Origin of the sequence: Streptomyces sp. R41, from assembly GCF_041053055.1 — a bacterium.
Taxonomy (GTDB): Bacteria; Actinomycetota; Actinomycetes; order Streptomycetales; family Streptomycetaceae; genus Streptomyces.
In genome coordinates this window covers 1609559-1626560 of the sequence record NZ_CP163443.1, presented here as the reverse complement: position 1 = coordinate 1626560, position 17002 = coordinate 1609559, and the positions used below count along the sequence as shown (strand labels likewise).

At 69.7% G+C, this 17002-nt stretch carries 18 protein-coding genes; 11 read left to right on the top strand and 7 right to left on the bottom strand.

Translation table 11 applies throughout. The features are described 5' to 3' along the window. Positions 1–178 precede the first annotated feature (178 nt). Together AB5J53_RS07710 and AB5J53_RS07705 are read left to right on the top strand one after the other, a co-directional pair. Positions 179–1234: an acyl-CoA desaturase gene (locus AB5J53_RS07710; protein ID WP_369244856.1), complete on the top strand. Its 1056-nt coding sequence runs from the start codon at positions 179–181 to the stop codon at positions 1232–1234. Positions 1235–1339: 105 nt separating this feature from the next. Next, the gene (locus AB5J53_RS07705; RefSeq protein ID WP_151473737.1) at positions 1340–1522 is read left to right on the top strand and encodes a hypothetical protein; all 183 of its coding nucleotides are present in this window, start codon (positions 1340–1342) and stop codon (positions 1520–1522) included. A 293-nt stretch (positions 1523–1815) separates the two neighbouring features. Here the strand turns inward: AB5J53_RS07705 and AB5J53_RS07700 are convergent, their stop codons facing one another. Then, entirely contained in the window at positions 1816–2685 is an 870-nt protein-coding gene (locus AB5J53_RS07700) for a hypothetical protein (protein WP_369244855.1), read from the bottom strand. Positions 2686–2819: 134 nt separating this feature from the next. After that, a complete protein-coding gene (locus AB5J53_RS07695) occupies positions 2820–3125 on the bottom strand; it encodes a hypothetical protein (RefSeq protein ID WP_369252104.1) in 306 nt (101 codons plus the stop codon). A 107-nt stretch (positions 3126–3232) separates the two neighbouring features. On the opposite strand from AB5J53_RS07695, the gene AB5J53_RS07690 reads away from it, so the two are divergent. Further along, on the top strand, positions 3233–4123 hold the full coding sequence (locus tag AB5J53_RS07690; protein WP_369244854.1) for an oxygenase MpaB family protein: 891 nt from the start codon (positions 3233–3235) through the stop codon (positions 4121–4123). Here the strand turns inward: AB5J53_RS07690 and AB5J53_RS07685 are convergent. Then, positions 4100–4633 (bottom strand): PadR family transcriptional regulator, encoded by a 534-nt coding sequence (locus AB5J53_RS07685; RefSeq protein ID WP_369244853.1) that lies wholly within the window; start codon positions 4631–4633, stop codon positions 4100–4102. The genes AB5J53_RS07690 and AB5J53_RS07685 overlap by 24 nt on opposite strands. Positions 4634–4741: 108 nt before the next feature. On the opposite strand from AB5J53_RS07685, the gene AB5J53_RS07680 reads away from it, so the two are divergent. Next, positions 4742–5500 carry an alpha/beta fold hydrolase gene (locus AB5J53_RS07680; RefSeq protein ID WP_369244852.1) on the top strand — a complete coding sequence of 253 codons (759 nt, stop codon included), beginning with the start codon at positions 4742–4744 and terminating at the stop codon, positions 5498–5500. Between the two features lie 85 nt (positions 5501–5585). Here the strand turns inward: AB5J53_RS07680 and AB5J53_RS07675 are convergent, their stop codons facing one another. Beyond that, a complete protein-coding gene (locus AB5J53_RS07675) occupies positions 5586–6185 on the bottom strand; it encodes a methyltransferase domain-containing protein (protein WP_369244851.1) in 600 nt (199 codons plus the stop codon). A 152-nt stretch (positions 6186–6337) separates the two neighbouring features. Here AB5J53_RS07675 and AB5J53_RS07670 point away from each other — a divergent pair, with 152 nt between their 5' ends. From AB5J53_RS07670 to AB5J53_RS07650, 5 genes are all read left to right on the top strand, one after another. Then, complete coding sequence (locus AB5J53_RS07670; protein ID WP_369244850.1) at positions 6338–7111, top strand: MHYT domain-containing protein; 774 nt, start codon at positions 6338–6340, stop codon at positions 7109–7111. 63 nt (positions 7112–7174) lie between these two features. Further along, a complete protein-coding gene (locus AB5J53_RS07665; protein ID WP_369244849.1) occupies positions 7175–9709 on the top strand; it encodes a nitrate- and nitrite sensing domain-containing protein in 2535 nt (844 codons plus the stop codon). Next, positions 9706–10143, top strand: coding sequence for a roadblock/LC7 domain-containing protein (locus tag AB5J53_RS07660; RefSeq protein ID WP_099503431.1), 438 nt, complete (start codon positions 9706–9708; stop codon positions 10141–10143). The genes AB5J53_RS07665 and AB5J53_RS07660 overlap by 4 nt, the downstream gene beginning before the upstream one ends. Positions 10144–10162: 19 nt before the next feature. After that, a complete protein-coding gene (locus AB5J53_RS07655; RefSeq protein ID WP_369244848.1) occupies positions 10163–10558 on the top strand; it encodes a DUF742 domain-containing protein in 396 nt (131 codons plus the stop codon). Positions 10559–10797: 239 nt separating this feature from the next. Further along, the gene (locus tag AB5J53_RS07650; protein ID WP_369244847.1) at positions 10798–11403 is read left to right on the top strand and encodes an ATP/GTP-binding protein; all 606 of its coding nucleotides are present in this window, start codon (positions 10798–10800) and stop codon (positions 11401–11403) included. Between the two features lie 54 nt (positions 11404–11457). On the opposite strand, the gene AB5J53_RS07645 is transcribed toward AB5J53_RS07650, so the two are convergent. Beyond that, complete coding sequence (locus tag AB5J53_RS07645; RefSeq protein WP_369244846.1) at positions 11458–11886, bottom strand: PPOX class F420-dependent oxidoreductase; 429 nt, start codon at positions 11884–11886, stop codon at positions 11458–11460. Between the two features lie 95 nt (positions 11887–11981). Between AB5J53_RS07645 and AB5J53_RS07640 the strand changes: the two genes are divergently transcribed. Further along, positions 11982–12395: a roadblock/LC7 domain-containing protein gene (locus AB5J53_RS07640; RefSeq protein WP_369244845.1), complete on the top strand. Its 414-nt coding sequence runs from the start codon at positions 11982–11984 to the stop codon at positions 12393–12395. Between the two features lie 128 nt (positions 12396–12523). Further along, positions 12524–13468 (top strand): DUF6397 family protein, encoded by a 945-nt coding sequence (locus AB5J53_RS07635; protein WP_369244844.1) that lies wholly within the window; start codon positions 12524–12526, stop codon positions 13466–13468. Between the two features lie 103 nt (positions 13469–13571). On the opposite strand, the gene AB5J53_RS07630 is transcribed toward AB5J53_RS07635, so the two are convergent. Further along, on the bottom strand, positions 13572–14438 hold the full coding sequence (locus AB5J53_RS07630; RefSeq protein WP_369244843.1) for an acyl-CoA thioesterase: 867 nt from the start codon (positions 14436–14438) through the stop codon (positions 13572–13574). Between the two features lie 19 nt (positions 14439–14457). Next, positions 14458–16971: a DEAD/DEAH box helicase gene (locus AB5J53_RS07625; protein WP_369244842.1), complete on the bottom strand. Its 2514-nt coding sequence runs from the start codon at positions 16969–16971 to the stop codon at positions 14458–14460. Between the last annotated feature and the right edge of the window lie 31 nt (positions 16972–17002).

Below are 17002 nucleotides of genomic sequence, written 5' to 3'. Positions count from 1 at the left end.
ACGAGCGGGCGCGGCCGAACCATGACGCGGGTCACCTCGCACAGGGTGTGGCCAACACCCCTACGGTGCGCCGGGAGGCCCCCGAACAGACACGGGTGGTGGCGCCATGGTCGCCGAAGGTCACTGATTCGTACGTTTCATCAGGTCAGCACGTTCCCTGAGAGACCGGAGACCCGCCATGCCCCAGACCGCCGCAGTCCTCGCGGAACACCCTTCAGGGGCGAGCGTCGGGCAGACCCCCGGAAGCGAGTTCGCGCCTCTCCTGCGCACCGTCAAGGACCGGGGACTCCTCAAGCGGCGCCACGGCTGGTACGCGCGCGAGGTCGCTGCGAACGCGCTGGCCCTGGCCGCTGTCGTGACCGGCGTCACCCTGATCGGCAACTCCTGGTGGACGCTGCTCCTCGCTCCGGTGCTCGCCGTCCTCGCCGCCCGAACGGCGTTCATAGGCCACGACGCGGGCCACTCCCAGATCACCGGCAACAAGACCGTCAGCCGCCTGATCGGCGTTATCCACGGCAACCTGCTCCTGGGGATGAGCTATTCGTGGTGGAACGACAAGCACAATCGCCACCACGCCAACCCGAACCACATCGACAAGGACCCCGACGTCGTCGCCGACGTCCTGGTGTTCACGAGTGAACAGGCCAAGGACCGATCCGGCTTCCGGCGCCGGCTCACCCGGAACCAGGCCTGGCTCTTCTTCCCGCTCACCCTCCTCGAAGGCGTCGCCCTCAAGGTCCACGGCTTCCAAGATCTTCGCCGGCAGCCGCTGCGTGAGCGGTCCGTGGAGGCCCTGCTGCTGGTCGCCCACGTCGTCGCGTACGCGACCCTGCTGCTCACCTCCATGCCCCTCGGCAAAGCCTTGGCCTTCGCCGCCCTCCACCAGGCGCTGTTCGGCCTGCACCTGGGCATGGCCTTCGCGCCCAACCACAAGGGCATGGAAATGCCCGACCCGGACGGCGAGCGATGGGGGCATCTGCGTCGCCAAGTGCTCACCTCGCGCAATGTCCGGGGAGCTGTTCTGACGGACTGGTTCCTCGGTGGTCTGAACTACCAGATCGAGCACCATTTGTTCCCCAGCATGCCCCGCCCCCATCTGCGACTTGCCCAGCCCCTGGTACGGGCGCACTGCCAGGAGTTGGGTATCTCCTACACGGAGACCGGGCTCGTCGACTCCTACCGGCAGGCCCTCCGCCACATGCATGAGGTCGGGGAGCCTCTCAGGGTTGAGTAGGGGGCGCGGCTCAGGGACGTATCAGGGGCGCGGTCCGGAACCGTGGGAGGCAGGGACCCGTTCTCAGGACAGAGAGCGGCAGCAGCCGCGAAGGAGGCGACGCACATGTCGAAGAACGCGAAGATCGCTGCGGGAGGTGTGGCGGTCGGGCTCATCCTGCTGATCTGGTTGCCCTGGTGGGCCGCCTTCTTGATCGTGCTGGGAGTCCCGGCGGCCGCATACCTTGCGCTGGACCCCTCGCAGCGGCGCAGGCTGCGCCGCGTCACGCGCAAGGAGCTCGGCCGCTGAGGAGCCACCGCCCTGGTGCGGCTCTGTCCAGCGCGCCCGTTTTGATCGCATCGCCGCTCGCGGACGTGCCATCGGTACGGTCCGCGAGCGGCGATGCGACGCTGGGTGGATCAACCGAGCTCGGCGATCTCCACTGGCTTGGGGCGACCCCTAGCGGGCGGAACTCGCCGCCCTGTGTGCGCACGAGGACCACGACATCGCGATGGCGGGTCCTTGTCTTCGACCCGGACGCGAGCCCCTGACGAGAACGGTCGATGGGGGCCATGCCGCCGAGTTCCGCGCGGCACGGCACCTCAGCTCGGGCGTACCGCCATCTTGTCGAGGGCCTCCAGGAGGCCGGGCAGTTCCGGTCCGCGACCGACGGGCAGGACCTCTCCGGGCTCCTCGTCGAGAAGGACGAACGCGATGTCGTCGGTCCTCGCGACCAAGGACCAGCCGGGTCCATCGGCCCGCAGGGTCCGGGCGTCGCCCGTGGCGAAGGACGAGCGGACACGGCCGAGCGGAGGCGGCGTGTCCACATAGGAGCGGGCCTCCGCGAGCACCCGGCGGACACCGCTGCGCGCCTCACCGTCGCCGCTCTCCTCCTGGGCCGCGCCCTCGGCCCGGGCCACCTCGGGCTGGGCCTCGCCCTCCGGCGTCACGAAATCGGCGTCGTCGATCTGCTCCCGCCAGATCGCCCACTGCAGCGCGATCTCGTCGGCGCCGAGCCGCCGTTGGGCCGGACCCCAAGTGGTGGTGTCCGGCGGGCTGAGCGGCGGCTGCTCCGTGAGCTCGGGCGCGGGGTCGTGCGGGGCCGGCACTCCGGGTGCCGAGACGGCGACCTCGAGAGGCCAGCCGGGCAGCGCGGAGACGACCGTGCGCTCGTCCGGCGACAGGTCGTGCTCCATTCCGCAGTCCCAGGACGCGATCGCGACGGCGACCAGCGAGACGTCGTCGACGACGACCGTCCATCGCGCGCCCTCGCCGTCCTGGCCGAGCACGAGACCGTATCCGTCGGCGAGAGGCGCGAGGCCGAGCGCCGTGCACGCCTCCGGGTAGTCGTCTCCCAGCACGCTGGGGAACTTCGCTGGTGTCAGCAGCACCGCCGTCAGCACATACAGCGCGTCGTCGTCCAGTGCGTCGTCGTCCCCGGTGGCGACGGCGCCATCGTCCGTCCCGGCCATCCCAGCCTCCCCATTGCTACGTTCGTCGGCGCACCATAATGCGACCGGAAGGCGCTTGTCACGGGCCCGAAGCACACGCGGAGCTGCAGTTATCCGGCTGGACAGGGGCGAAACGACCGTTCCGGCCCGCAGGGTCAGGCCACAGGCAGTCCGAGCAGTGTGCGGGCCACCGTCTGAGGCGACTCGTCACGTTCCCGCGCCAGGGCTATCACGGCCCGGCAAGCGAGCTCGTTCACCCCGAACGACAGCGCCTCCGGCGACACCCAGGCCGCTGCCTCGTCGATCTGGTCCTGGTCGTCCTCGGCGCACGCCGACACATAAGCCGCGGCCGCCTCGAACAGGTTGTGCGCACGCTTCTCCGGCCGCGGCGCCACGGGCCGCCGCTCCTCGGACCGCTCGGCCGTCTTCTTGCGCCACTTCTTGCGGAGTCTGCCGAACACGTCGGACATCGGGCCACCTTCCCCCTGTGCGATGGTCATCGCTGATCGTTCATCTGCTGCTACTCAACGTAGAGTTGGAGTCGCGGCGACAGAAGGGGGACAGCCCGGTGAAGCGGTACGAGCGGCTCGAACAGATCCGGCGAATGGACCCGGAGAAGGAGGCGTCGGATATCTACCGGCTCACCTCCGCGTACGAATTCCCCTGGGACTTCACCCGCGCCCTGGAACTGGCCCTCTATCGCACCTACGCAGTCCCCAGCATCGGTGGGCTCCTCGCCGAGACGGCGGAACTCACGGACCGCACACAGAAGCGCTACGACGACACGGCGCTGCTCCTCGACGCCATCGTCGAGCACGGCTTCGACGCGGAGGAGAGCCGTACGGCGATCCGCCGCATCAACCAGATGCACCGCAGCTACGACATCAGCAACGAAGACATGCGTTACGTGCTCTGCACCTTCGTGGTGATGCCCAAGCGGTGGATCGAGGCCTACGGATGGCGCAGGCTCTCGCGCCACGAGATCGTCGCGTCCACTGTGCATTACCGCACCCTGGGGCGGCACATGGGCATCAAGGACGTTCCTGAGACCTACGAGGAGTTCGAGGCCTGTCTCGACGCCTACGAAGAGGCCCATTTCGGGTGGGACGAGGGTGCACGCCGGGTCTCCGACGCGACGCTGGACCTGATGGCCTCCTGGTACCCGCGTCCGCTCGCACCGCTGCTGCGTGCCTCGACCCTGGCCCTGCTCGACGAATCGCTGCTGCAAGCGTTCCGGTACGAGTCCCCGGGCGCGACCACACGCGCGCTGGTCCGCCGTGCGGTGCGGGCACGTGGCCGGCTGGTCCGACTGATGCCGCCGCGCCGTGCCCCGCACTTCGCGAGGCAGAACTGGGAGATCAAGGGCTACCCGGACGGCTACCGCGTCGCAGAGCTGGGCACCTGTCCGGTGCCCGGGGTGCGGGGCTGCCCTGTCTCACCGGCCACCCGCGTCGAGTGAGTCGATCGTGGCCCGCAGCCATGCCAGTTCGGCGCGGCTCGTGGCCCGCGCGATGGTGAGGATGCCCCGCCGGAAGGGGTCGTCCAGTTCCTCGGCGCGCAGCGGTCGGTCACCGTCGTAGAAGAAGCTCGCGGGCTCCTCCAGGAAGGCGAGCCTGCGCCGCAGTACAGCGGCCTGTACCCCCGGGGCCTCCAGGTGTCTGAGGAAGGCGAGCACCGTGAACCAGCGGTTCTCGTCGGTGATGTCGCGCAGTACCGGTTCCGCGAGCCGGCGGCGCAGCTCGCTTCTGCCTTCCTCGGTGAGTGTGAGGACATGACGGGGGGCGGCCACTGAACCGGGCTGGGTCGCCCGCGCCAGCAGGTCCGCCTTCTCCAGCCGCTTGATCGCGGGATACAGCGTGCTCTCCGCGACGGGCTTCACATGCCCGGTCAGCGCGCTGATGCGCTTGCGCAGCTCGTAGCCGTGCAGCGGGGCGTCGTACAGAAAACCGAGGATGGCCAGCTCCAGCATGCCCACATTCTGCCGCACTCTCGCTGTACATCGCTTCCTCTATACATCGGTTCCGATGTATTGTCCTGGAGACGTGAAGATCCACGAAGCGACACAGGGGAGTGCGTGATGCAGCAGGCCGAGTTCGACGGCAAGGGAAGCCAGATCCGCTGGACGGAGGCGCCGGGCGCCGAACCGGCGCGCGTGTACGTGCACGGCCTGGGTTCGGCCTCGACGGTCTACCACGCCCATATCGCGGCCCGGCCCGAACTGGCGGGCCGCCGCACGCTGTTCGTCGACCTGCCCGGTCACGGCATCAGCGACCGGCCCGTGGACTTCGGCTACACCCTGGAAGACCACGCGGACGCGTTGGCGGTGGCCCTGGACGCGGCCCACCTCACCGGCGCGGAGCTGGTCGCGCACAGCATGGGCGGCGCCGTCGCCATCGTGCTCGCCCACCGGCGTCCCGAACTCGTCTCACGGCTGGTCCTGACGGAGGCCAACCTCGACCCGTACCCCCCACTCGCCGCGGGCAGCAGCGGCATCGCCTCCTACGAGGAGGACGACTACGTCGACAACGGCGGCCATGCGCGCGTGCTGGAGAAGGTCGGTCCCTCCTGGGCGGCCACCATGCGACTCGCCGATCCGCGCGCCCTGCACCGCACAGCGACGGGGCTCAGGCGCGGCACGAACCCCACGATGCGCCGGATGCTCGAAGAGCTGACGGCGGACCGCGTCTACCTTCAGGGTGAGCTGAGCGGTGAACTTTCGGGCAGGGAAGGTCTGGAGGCCGCCGGAGTGCGTGTCGTGACCGTGCCTGGGGCCGGACACAACGTCATGTTCGACAACCCCGACGCCTTCGCGGCGGAGATCGCCGGAATGGGCTGAAGCCCCAGCTACACCGGGAGGGGCTGACGCCCCAGCCGCGCCGCAAAGGGCTGGCGCCTCACCCGCGGAGGAAGCGGCTGACGCGTCAGCCGCGGCGTACGGCCAGTGCGAGGAAGCGGGCGTCCTCGTCGACGTACGACGTCATGTCCCAGCCTGAACCGGCGAGCAGGGGGCGGAGGTTGGCCTCCGCGCGCAGGTCGTCGGGGGTGATCTGCCGGCCCTGCCGGGCCGCGAGCGCCGCTCGGCCGATCGGGTGGAAGAGCGCGAGGGTGCCGCCCGGCCGCACCACGCGTGCCAACTCCCCGAGGTTCTCCGCCGGGTTCGGCAGGTGCGCGATGAGGCCCGCCGCGAACACCGCGTCCAGCGACTCCGCGCGAAACGGAAGCCCGGCGACGTCGGCGAGCAGCAACTGCCCGTCCCGGTCCCGTCCGGCCCGTACGGCGGCCTCCAGCATGGCCGGGGTCAGATCGGCCCCGACGACCACTCCGGAGGCCCCCACGGCCGCTCGCAGCGGCGGCAGGGCGCGGCCGGTGCCGCACCCCGCGTCGAGCACGCGGTCGCCCTCGCGCAGACCGAGCTCGGCGACCGCTGCCGCGTATGCCGGTCCGTCGTCGGGGAACCGCTCGTCCCAGTCCGCCGCGCGGGCCGTGAAGAACTCCTGGACGTGTGTGTGGTCGTCGCTCATGCTCCGCATGATCCCTCACCGACACGAAGGACGTCGCGGCGCACACGTTCGAGCGGGACGCGATCGTTCAGGTACATCTCTTTGTCATATTCCAACAGCTTTCGAAATGCGCCCCCTTTGTGCGCCCCTGCCCGGACTAGCGTCCCTGGGCCATGGGACACCTGGACCACGCCGCCTTCGGCTGGCTGACCCCCGTGCTGTCGTACGTGATGGCCTGTATAGGCGCCGCCCTGGGGCTGCGCTGCACGGTCCGCGCGCTCGGCGCCACCGGGCGGTCGCGCCGCAACTGGCTCCTCACCGCGGCCTCCGCGATCGGCACCGGCATCTGGACCATGCACTTCGTGGCGATGCTCGGCTTCAGCGTCACCGGTACAGAGATGCGCTACAACGTGCCGTTGACCATCCTCAGTCTGCTCGTCGCCATGGTCGTCGTCGGCGCGGGCGTCTTCGCCGTCGGCTACGGCCGCGACCGGGGCCGTGCGCTCGTCCTGGGCGGGCTCACCACCGGCCTCGGCGTCGCGAGCATGCACTACCTGGGCATGGCCGCGCTGCGGCTGCACGGCCAGGTGCACTACGACCCGGCCCTGGTCGGGCTCTCCGTCGTGATCGCCGTGGTCGCGGCGACCGCGGCCCTGTGGGCGGCGCTCAACATCAAGTCGCCCGTGGCGGTCGCCGTCGCCTCCCTCGTCATGGGCGGCGCGGTGAGCAGCATGCACTACACCGGAATGATGGCGGTGAGCGTGCGCGTCAGCCCAACCGCACAGGCCCTGCCCGGGGCCACGGCGATGCAGTTCATCTTCCCCCTCGCCGTCGGCCTCGGGTCCTATCTCTTCCTGACATCGGCGTTCGTCGCGCTGTCGCCGACATCCGACGAACGCGAAGCATCCGCATCGGCCCAGCGGCCGGTCGAGAGCGTCGCCCGCTAGCGGCGGGCCCGGAGCCACGACGGACCGGAAGGCACGCCCCGAACCTTTCCGAGCGAGGAGGCCATGCGTACACCCCGTAGGACCCCCACAGCCGGCGCCGAGCCGCCGCCCCAGCCCTTGGCGCGCGGTCGCCGCGCGCACGCCGGCCCGCCGGCCGACGAGCGCGCGGATACCGAGGAGACCGTCGCGGGGACAGCGCCAGAGGCACCCACGCGCGCGGGACGGTGGCGCATCCGGCCCCGCACCGTACGAGCCAAGATCGTCTGCCTGCTGATGGTGCCGGTCATCTCCTTGCTCGCCCTGTGGGCGTACGCCACGGTGAGCACCGCCCAGGACGTCGCGCGGCTACGACAGTTGCAGCGCGTGGACTCGACGGTCCGAGCCCCGGTCGACGCGGCCGTCGCCGCCCTCCAGGCCGAACGCGCGGCCGCCGTCCGCTACGCGACCGACCCCACCGCTGAACAGCCGAACGGCCTCAAGGCACTCGCGCGGCGCACCGACCGCGCGGTGGCGAAGCTGCGACTGGGCGACGACAACACCGTCGCCGACGGTGCCGACCTGCCCGCGGGAGTGGCCGGGCGCCTCGACGCCTTCGTCACCGGGGCCGAGCAACTGCGCTCCGTGCGCACCGGCGTGCTGGACCGCCGTACCGGATGGGACGAGGCGTACGGGCAGTACACCAAGACCATCTCGACCGCCTTCGGCGTGGGCGGCGCGCTCACCGGCATCCAGGACGCCGACCTCGGCTCCGATGCGCGCGTGCTGCTCGAATTCTCCCGGGCCGGGGAAGCACTCGCCCAGGAGGACGCGGTGCTGGCCGGCGCCCGGCTCGCCGGGAGCCTCGACGGTGAGCGGCTGCGGCTGTTCACCGGTGCCGTCGACACCCGCCGTACCTTGACCGATTCGGCCGTCGCGGATCTGCGCGGGCCCGAACGAGCCGACTGGAACGACCTCGTGGAGGGGAGCGCGTACGCCGACGTACGCGCTGTCGAGGACAAGGTGCTCGTCTCCCGCCCCGGTGGCAAAGCGATCGACGCGGCGCCGGAGGCCGACTGGAACACGGCCCACGCGCGCGTGCAGGACGGCATGCGCACGATCGAGGCGAACGCGGGCCGTGGTGTCGCGGACCGGGCCGACCCGTTCACACGCGGTCTGCTCACCCCCGCCGGTGCCGCGGTCCTGTTCGGACTCGCTGCCGTCGTCGCGTCGCTCGTCATCTCCGTACGCATCGGACGCGGCCTCGTCGTCGAATTGGTGAGTCTGCGCAACAGTGCCCTGGAGATCGCGCGCCGCAAACTGCCGCAGGCCATGCGCAAACTGCGAGCGGGGGAGGAGATCGACGTCCGCGCAGAGGCCCCGTCCGGGCCGCCCGCGGAGGACGAGACCGGACAGGTCGCGGAGGCCCTCGGCACCGTGCACCGAGCCGCCCTGCGCGCCGCCGTCGAACGCGCGGAACTCGCCAGCGGAATCTCCGGGGTCTTCGTCAATCTCGCCCGCCGCAGCCAGGTTCTCGTGCACCGCCAACTGAGCCTGTTGGACAGCATGGAGCGCAGGTCGGAGGATCCGAACGAGCTGAGCGACCTGTTCCGGCTCGATCACCTCACCACACGGATGCGGCGCCACGCGGAGAGCCTGATCATCCTCTCCGGAGCCGCGCCCGGCCGGGCCTGGCGCATGCCGGTCTCGCTGACGAACGTCGTCCGCGCGGCCGTCTCCGAAGTCGAGGACTACGCGCGCGTGGAGGTACGACAGCTCCCCGAGGCTTCCGTGGCCGGTGCCGCGGTGGCCGACCTCACCCACCTCCTGGCGGAGATCGTCGAGAACGCCGCACAGTTCTCGCCGCCGCACACCCGGGTGCGGATCACCGGTGAGCCGGTCGGCAACGGCTACGCGGTCGAGGTCGAGGACCGGGGGCTCGGCATGGGCAAGGAGACGCTCGCCGAGGCCAACCGGCGCATCGAGCAGTCCGAAGCGCTCGATCTGTTCGACAGCGACCGACTCGGCCTCTTCGTGGTCAGCAGGCTGGCGGCACGGCACGGCATCAAGGTGCACCTGCGGACCTCGCCCTACGGCGGCACCACCGCGGTCGTTCTGCTGCCCACGGCCCTGCTGCACGGGGGCGTGGCGGAACGTTCCCCCCGCAGAGCGGACACCGACAGGCCCGCGGAACGGGAGTACGCGCGCGTGTCGGTCGCCCCGGAACAGGACTCCGTCCAGGCCATCACCGAGCGGCCCGCACTGGTGCCCCCGATACAGGCAGCCCCCGAAGTCCCCGTGAACGGCTCATCGGAAAATCCGCCACCCGGAGTCACCACGCTGCGGCTGCACCGTCCCCCTGACGACTCGGAAGGCTCCGACGACCTCCCACGGCGTGTACGGCAGGCGAGCCTCGCACCCCAACTGCGCGAACAGCGCTCCGAAGAGCCGGCCGAAACGCGGGGTCCCCAGAGCGACGACCGGCGCACCCCCGAACTCGTACGGGACCGCATGGCGGCCTACCGCGACGGCTGGGCACGCGGCGGCGGCAGATCACCCGGCCTCGGTGCCACCCCCGACCCGGAACCGGGCAGCGACAGCAGCGAAGGAGACCCCGCATGATCCAGGACCCGAGCATGAGGGCCGCCCAGCGGTCCGGCGAACTCGACTGGCTGCTGGACGACTTGGTGCTGCGCGTGGCCGAAGTGCGACACGCCGTGGTGCTGTCGAACGACGGTCTCGCGGTGGGCGCGTCCACTGGCCTGAGGCGCGAGGACGCCGAACACCTCGCCGCCGTCGCCTCCGGCTTCCACAGCCTGGCCAAGGGCGCGGGGCGCCACTTCGGCGCCGGTGGTGTACGCCAGACGATGGTGGAGATGGACGACGGCTTCCTGTTCGTCGCCGCGGCGGGGGACGGTTCATGCCTCGCCCTCCTCACCGCCGTCACTGCCGACATCGGCCTGGTGGCATACGAGATGGCGCTGCTGGTCAAGCGCGTCGGCGAGCACCTCTACACGCCGCCGCGCGTCGGCGCACAGCCGCCCGCCGCCGGATGACCGAGGACGGTCGGTGCAGATGACCGAGGACACGCCGGGCAGTCAGTGGTACGACAACGAGGCCGGACCACTTGTCCGCCCCTACGCGATGACGGGCGGGCGCACCAAACCCGGACCCACCGGGGTGCGCTTCGACCTGATCGCCCTGGTGACGCTCGACACGGGCGCACCCGGGGTCGACGACGACACCTCGCTCGGTCCGGAACACCGGGCGCTGATCGAACTGTGCCGTATCGAGACGCAATCGGTGGCCGAACTGGCCGCGGGCGCCGACTTGCCGGTGGGCGTGGTCAGGGTGCTCCTCGGAGACCTCCTTGAACTGGGTTGCGTGACCGTCAGCCGCCCCGTGCCGCCCGCGCAACTGCCCGACGAGCGGATTCTCCGCGAGGTGATCGAGGGACTGAGAGCGCTCTAGATGAACCACCTCGGCTTGTCCTGGACCTCTTTGTGCCCCCATCCGGGCACCGAATGGGCGCGAGCCGGTCAGAACGGTCAGATTGCGGTCCAATCCCTCGAAGAGGAGCCGCAGTTGCCATGATGCTGACTTCGCACTCCCGCACAGATGTACCGACGCACACCTACTCAGAAGTGACGTACGCCCCGCGCAGATGTACCGACGTCGACCGTTGTCGGCACTCCCGAGAGAAGTGATCGATGGTCTCCGAGAACTCCGACGCCTCGGGTGGCGAGATGACCGCCCTGGCATTGAAGATACTGGTCGCCGGCGGATTCGGCGTGGGCAAGACCACCCTGGTGGGCGCGGTCAGTGAGATCCGGCCGCTGCGTACCGAGGAACTGCTCAGCGAGGCGGGTCAGTCGGTGGACGACACCGACGGCGTGGACCAGAAGGTCACGACGACCGTCGCCATGGACTTCGGACGCATCACCATCAGGTCCGGCCTCTCGCTCTACCTCTTCGGAACCCCGGGTCAGGACCGGTTCTGGTTCCTGTGGGACGAGCTGTCGCAGGGCGCCCTCGGCGCCGTCGTGCTCGCGGACACCCGGCGGCTCGAGGACTGCTTCCCCGCGGTGGACTACTTCGAGCACCGGCACATCCCGTTCGTGGTGGCCGTCAACTGCTTCGCCGGTGCCCGCACCTACGGCGCCCAGGACGTGTCCCGCGCCCTCGACCTCGACCGTGGCACGCCCGTGGTGCTCTGCGACGCACGTGACCGCGACTCCGGGAAGGAGGTGCTGATTCGTCTCGTCGAGTACGCCGGGCGGGTGCACACCGCCCGGCTGCTCGACTCCGTCGGCTGATGTGAAAAGCGACCGCACCGGGGGCCGTGGCCGCTCCGGTGCGGACCGATGCTCTCAGTGGGCCACGGAGGCGTAGGCCAGGACCTTCTCGATCCTTACGCGTGCGAGGAGTTCACCGGGAACCCCGTTGCGTTTCCCGAACTCCTCGGCGCGCTCCTCGCCCATGTACCGGGCGCCGAGCCGCGCCGCCCAGTGCCGCAACTCGTCGAGGTCCTCCGAAAGCTCGGCCCGTCCCTCCAGCACGACGAAGTCGAAGGGCGGCCGGTCGTCGTCCACGCACAGTGCGACCCGGCCGTCCCGGGCCAGGTTCCGTCCCTTGACACTCTCCTTTGCGGTGTTGAAGACCACGTCGTCGCCGTCCAGCAGAAACCAGATCGGCGTCACATGCGGACTGCCGTCGGCTCGGACAGTGGACAGCTTTCCGGTGCGGGTGCCGTGCGAGACGAACGCCCGCCATTGCTCGTCGGTCATCTTCTCTGCCATGCCGCCCATCCTCCTTGCCCGGACGGCGGCTGTGGGGAAGGCTGGCTGGTCAGATCCTCCGTACAGGGGGAAGGACACCACGGGGAGACCGGATCATGGCGCAGAACACGGGACTTGGCTGGCTGCTGGACGACCTCACCGAGCGCGTCGAACACATACGGCACGCGTTGGTGCTGTCGAACGATGGGCTGGTGACGGGCGCGAGCACGGGACTGCGGCGCGAGGATGCCGAACACCTCGCCGCGGTCTCGTCCGGCCTGCACAGTCTTGCCAAGGGCTCCGGCCGTCACTTCGGCGCCGGTCAAGTGCGCCAGACGATGGTCGAGTTCGACGATGCGGTGCTCTTCGTCACCGCCGCGGGCGCCGGCAGCTGTCTGTGCGTCCTCAGCGCCGCGGAGGCCGACATCGGCCAGGTCGCCTATGAGATGACGCTGCTCGTCAACCGCGTCGGCGAGCACCTCCGCGTGGACGCGCGGCAGCCGGAAAGCGCGCCCGCTGTAGACCTCTGACCTGCGCATACGTCGCCACGGTCAAAGTTATCCACAGGCTCGCCGCGATGTCCGCCGAGCCGGATACGGTTTTTCTCGAAGCAAGCGCACGCCAGCGCGAGCAACTCGCTCCACGGGGGAGAACCGCCATGTCCGGCAACACGATTACACAGTCCGCCACATCGTCGCTCAGTCGCGCCGCACGAGAACTGGAGCTCAAGCGCGGCGAGTTCGACCTCGCCCTGCACCTCGGATGCGTCCGCACCGTCCCCGACGAGGGCGGAGGCGGACGTCGCGTCACACATGCGGAGATCGACCGGGTGCGCTCCGATGACGGCTTTCCCGAGGCATTGCGGGAGCGCGTCAAAGCCGTCGGCACCACGGAGGGCGCCGCCCTCATGGGTGTGACGGCCGCCAGGTTCACGCGCTTCGCGCGACTGGGCCTGGTGGTGCCGGTGAAGTTCTATCTCAACCGCTACAGGGCTGTGGTGTGGCTGTATCTGGCCGAGGAGCTGCGGCAGTTCGCGGCCGACAAGCAGAACGTACCGCTGCTGAGCGGCCGGACGCCCGAGGGACTCCGCGACCAGCTGGAGGCCGGCCTGGACCTGCGCCCGCGCAACTGGCGGGGACGGCACATGGGATTCCTGCTGCGGCAGACCGAGGACGCCTGGGCGCGGGCCGCGGTCGTGGCATCCCTGCTCGACCCCGTTCAGGTGGCGGAGATCGTCAGGGATCCGTACGAGCGTGCCTACCTGAACCGCTTCCGGCCCGAGCGGGCCTCCCGCGGCGCGCCGGACTCTCCCGCCGCGCATCTGGTCTCGCGGATCATGACAGCCGAGGATCCCGATGAGATCAGCTGGCTCCGAGCCGACTTGGGCCAGGCCCTCGCCGAAGCCCGAGAGCTACGCCCAGCACCTCGCCCGACACCGAAGGCCTCACTTTCCGTGGCCACATCGTCCGTGGCCGCACCACTCGTGACGCCACCACCAGTGGTCCCGCGGCCGGGGCCGACCGCTCGGGAAGATCGGATCACCATGGAGGAGTCCGAGAGGCCACGAAGGCTGCTCGGGTGGCTGCGCCGCAGAAACGCCTGACTGCCCGACGCCTTCCGGCAGCACCCTGAAGAGTCCTACTGGGATGGTCGGGCACCTCCCCAAAGCGCCCTGAAGGCCCCTCCTGGGACGCTCGGACACTTCCCTACAGCGCCCGAAACAGCCCCTCCTGGACGACCGAGACGAGCAGCCGTCCCTCCAGGTCGTAGATGCGCCCGCGGGCCAGTCCGCGACCGCCCGTCGCGATCGGGGACTCCTGGTCGTACAGGAACCACTCGTCCGCGCGGAACGGCCGGTGGAACCACATGGCGTGGTCCAGCGAGGCCATGTCGAAGCCCCGCGGACCCCACAGCGGTTCCACCGGGATGCGGACGGCGTCCAGGAGGGTCATGTCGCTCGCGTACGTGAGGGCACAGGTGTGCACGAGCGGGTCATCGCCCAGCGGTCCGACGGCACGCATCCACACCGCGCTGCGCGGCTCGGCGTCCTTGACCTCCTCGGGGGTCCAGCGCAGCCGGTCCGCATAGCGGATGTCGAACGGCTGGCGCCGTGCCATGCGCTCCAACGCCTCGGGGAGCGCGCCCAGATGTTCCTTGATCTCCTGCGTCACCGTCGGCAGCGACTCCGGGTCCGGAACCTCGCGGGCCGGCGGCAGCTGGTGCTCGAAGCTCCCCACCTCGGGCTTGTGAAAGGAGGCGGTCAGATTGAAGATCGTGCGGCCCTGCTGCACGGCGGTGACACGGCGGGTGGTGAACGACCGCCCGTCCCGGACCCGTTCGACCTGGTACACGATCGGCACGCCCGGTCGGCCCGGGCGCAGGAAGTACGCGTGCAGCGAGTGCACCGGGCGGTCGCCCTCAGTGGTGCGCCCGGCGGCGACCAGTGCCTGGCCCGCCACCTGGCCGCCGAAGACCCGCTGCAGTGACTCCTGCGGGCTGCGGCCACGGAAGATGTTGACCTCTATCTGCTCCAGGTCGAGCAGGTCGACGAGCCTCTCGGCCGGGTTCGTCATGTGTGGGATTCTCCTGTGCTCACAGCTGACCGACGTCGGTGACCTTGACGATGGCGCGACCCTCCGCGTCGGAGGCCGCGAGGTCGACCTCCGCGCTGATGCCCCAGTCATGGTCGCCGTTCGGGTCGGCGAAGGTCTGACGGACGCGCCACAGACCGTTCTGCGGCTCCTCCACGATCGACAGCAGTTTCGGGCCGCGGGCGTCGGGGCCGGTGCCGAGGTCCTCGTACTCGTCCCAGTACTTGTCCATCGCCTCGCCCCAGGCGTCGGCGTCCCAGCCTGCGTCGGCATCCATCTCACCGAGCTCGTCGACGTTGTCGAGAGCGGCGAGCTCGACGCGTCGGAACATGGCGTTGCGGACAAGGACGCGGAAGGCGCGGGCGTTCGAGGTGACCGGCTTGACCTGGTCGGCCTTCTCCTGGGCCTCCTCGGCCGTCATCTCCTCGGGGTTGGCGAGCTGCTCCCACTCGTCCAGGAGGCTGGAGTCGACCTGGCGCACCATCTCGCCCAGCCAGGCGATCAGGTCCTCCAGGTCCTCGGACTTGAGATCGTCCGGGACGGTGTGCTCAAGGGCCTTGTAGGCGCTGGCGAGGTAGCGCAGGACAATGCCCTCAGTTCGGGCGAGCTCGTAGAAGGAGACGAACTCCGTGAAGGACATGGCCCGTTCGTACATGTCACGGATCACGGACTTCGGGGACAGCGGATGGTCACCGACCCACGGATGGCTCTTGCGGTAGGTGTTGTAAGCGTGGAAGAGCAGCTCCTCCAGCGGCTTGGGGTACGACACGTCCTGGAGCCGCTCCATGCGCTCCTCGTACTCGACGCCGTCCGACTTCATCGCGGCCACGGCCTCGCCACGCGCCTTGTTCTGCTGGGCCGCGAGGATCTGCCGCGGATCGTCCAGCGTGGACTCGACGACGGACACCATGTCGAGGGCGTACGAGGGGGATTCGGGGTCCAGGAGCTCGAACGCGGCGAGTGCGAAGGTCGACAGCGGCTGGTTGAGCGCGAAGTCCTGCTGGAGGTCGACGGTGAGGCGCACGATACGGCCCGTCGCGTCCGGCTGGTCGAGCTTCTCGACGATGCCGCCGTCGAGAAGCGAGCGGTAGATCGCGATCGCCCGCCGGATGTGCCGCAGCTGCTGCTTGCGCGGCTCGTGGTTGTCCTCCAGCAGATGCCGCATGGCCTCGAAGGCGTTGCCGGGCCGGGCGATGACCGACAGCAGCATGGTATGCGTCACGCGGAAGCGCGAGGTCAGCGGCTCGGGCTCGGAGCCGATGAGCTTCTCGAAGGTGTTGTCCGTCCAGCCGACGAAACCCTCGGGAGCCTTCTTGCGCACCACCTTGCGGCGCTTCTTCGGGTCGTCGCCCGCCTTGGCAAGAGCCTTCTCGTTCTCGATGACGTGCTCGGGCGCCTGAGCCACGACGAAGCCGGCCGTGTCGAATCCGGCTCGCCCGGCGCGTCCGGCGATCTGGTGGAACTCGCGAGCACGCAGCGTCCGGACCCGGTTGCCGTCGTATTTCGCCAGTGCCGTGAACAGCACGGTACGGATGGGGACGTTGACACCGACACCGAGCGTGTCCGTGCCGCAGATGACCTTCAGGAGACCGGCCTGGGCCAGTTTCTCCACCAGCCGGCGGTACTTGGGCAGCATGCCCGCGTGGTGCACGCCGATTCCGTGGCGCACGTAGCGGGAGAGATTGCGGCCGAACTTGGTGGTGAAGCGGAAGTTGCCGATCAGCTCGGCGATCTGGTCCTTCTCCTCACGCGTGCACATGTTGATGCTCATCAGTGCCTGCGCCCGCTCCACGGCCTGGGCCTGGGTGAAGTGCACGATGTAGACGGGAGCCTGCTTGGTCGCGAGCAGTTCGGTGAGTGTCTCGGTGAGCGGAGTCAGCACGTACTCGTAGGAGAGAGGCACGGGCCGGGTCGCCGAGCGGACCACCGACGTGGGGCGGCCGGTACGCCGGGTCAGGTCCGTCTCGAACATCGAGACGTCGCCGAGTGTCGCCGACATCAGGATGAACTGCGCCTGCGGCAGTTCCAGGATCGGGATCTGCCAGGCCCAGCCGCGGTCGGCCTCCGCGTAGAAGTGGAACTCGTCCATCACGACCTGGCCGACGTCGGCGTGCTTGCCGTCCCGCAGGGCGATGGACGCCAGCACCTCGGCGGTGCAGCAGATGACGGGCGCGTCCGCGTTCACCGAGGCGTCGCCGGTCAGCATGCCGACGTTCTCGGTGCCGAAGATCTTGCACAGCTCGAAGAACTTCTCCGAGACGAGCGCCTTGATCGGTGCCGTGTAGAAGGTGACCTCGTCCCGGGCGAGCGCCGCGAAGTGCGCACCTGCCGCGATCATGCTCTTGCCCGAGCCGGTGGGCGTCGAGACGATCACGTTCGCACCCGAGACCACCTCGATCAGCGCCTCCTCCTGATGGGGGTAGAGGGTGAGACCGCGTTCCCCGGTCCACGACTCGAAGGCTTCGTAGAGGGCGTCGGGATCTGCGGTCTGCGGCAGCTGATCGATAAGGGTCACGCCCCCATCTTGCCTGTCAACCCGCTCGATG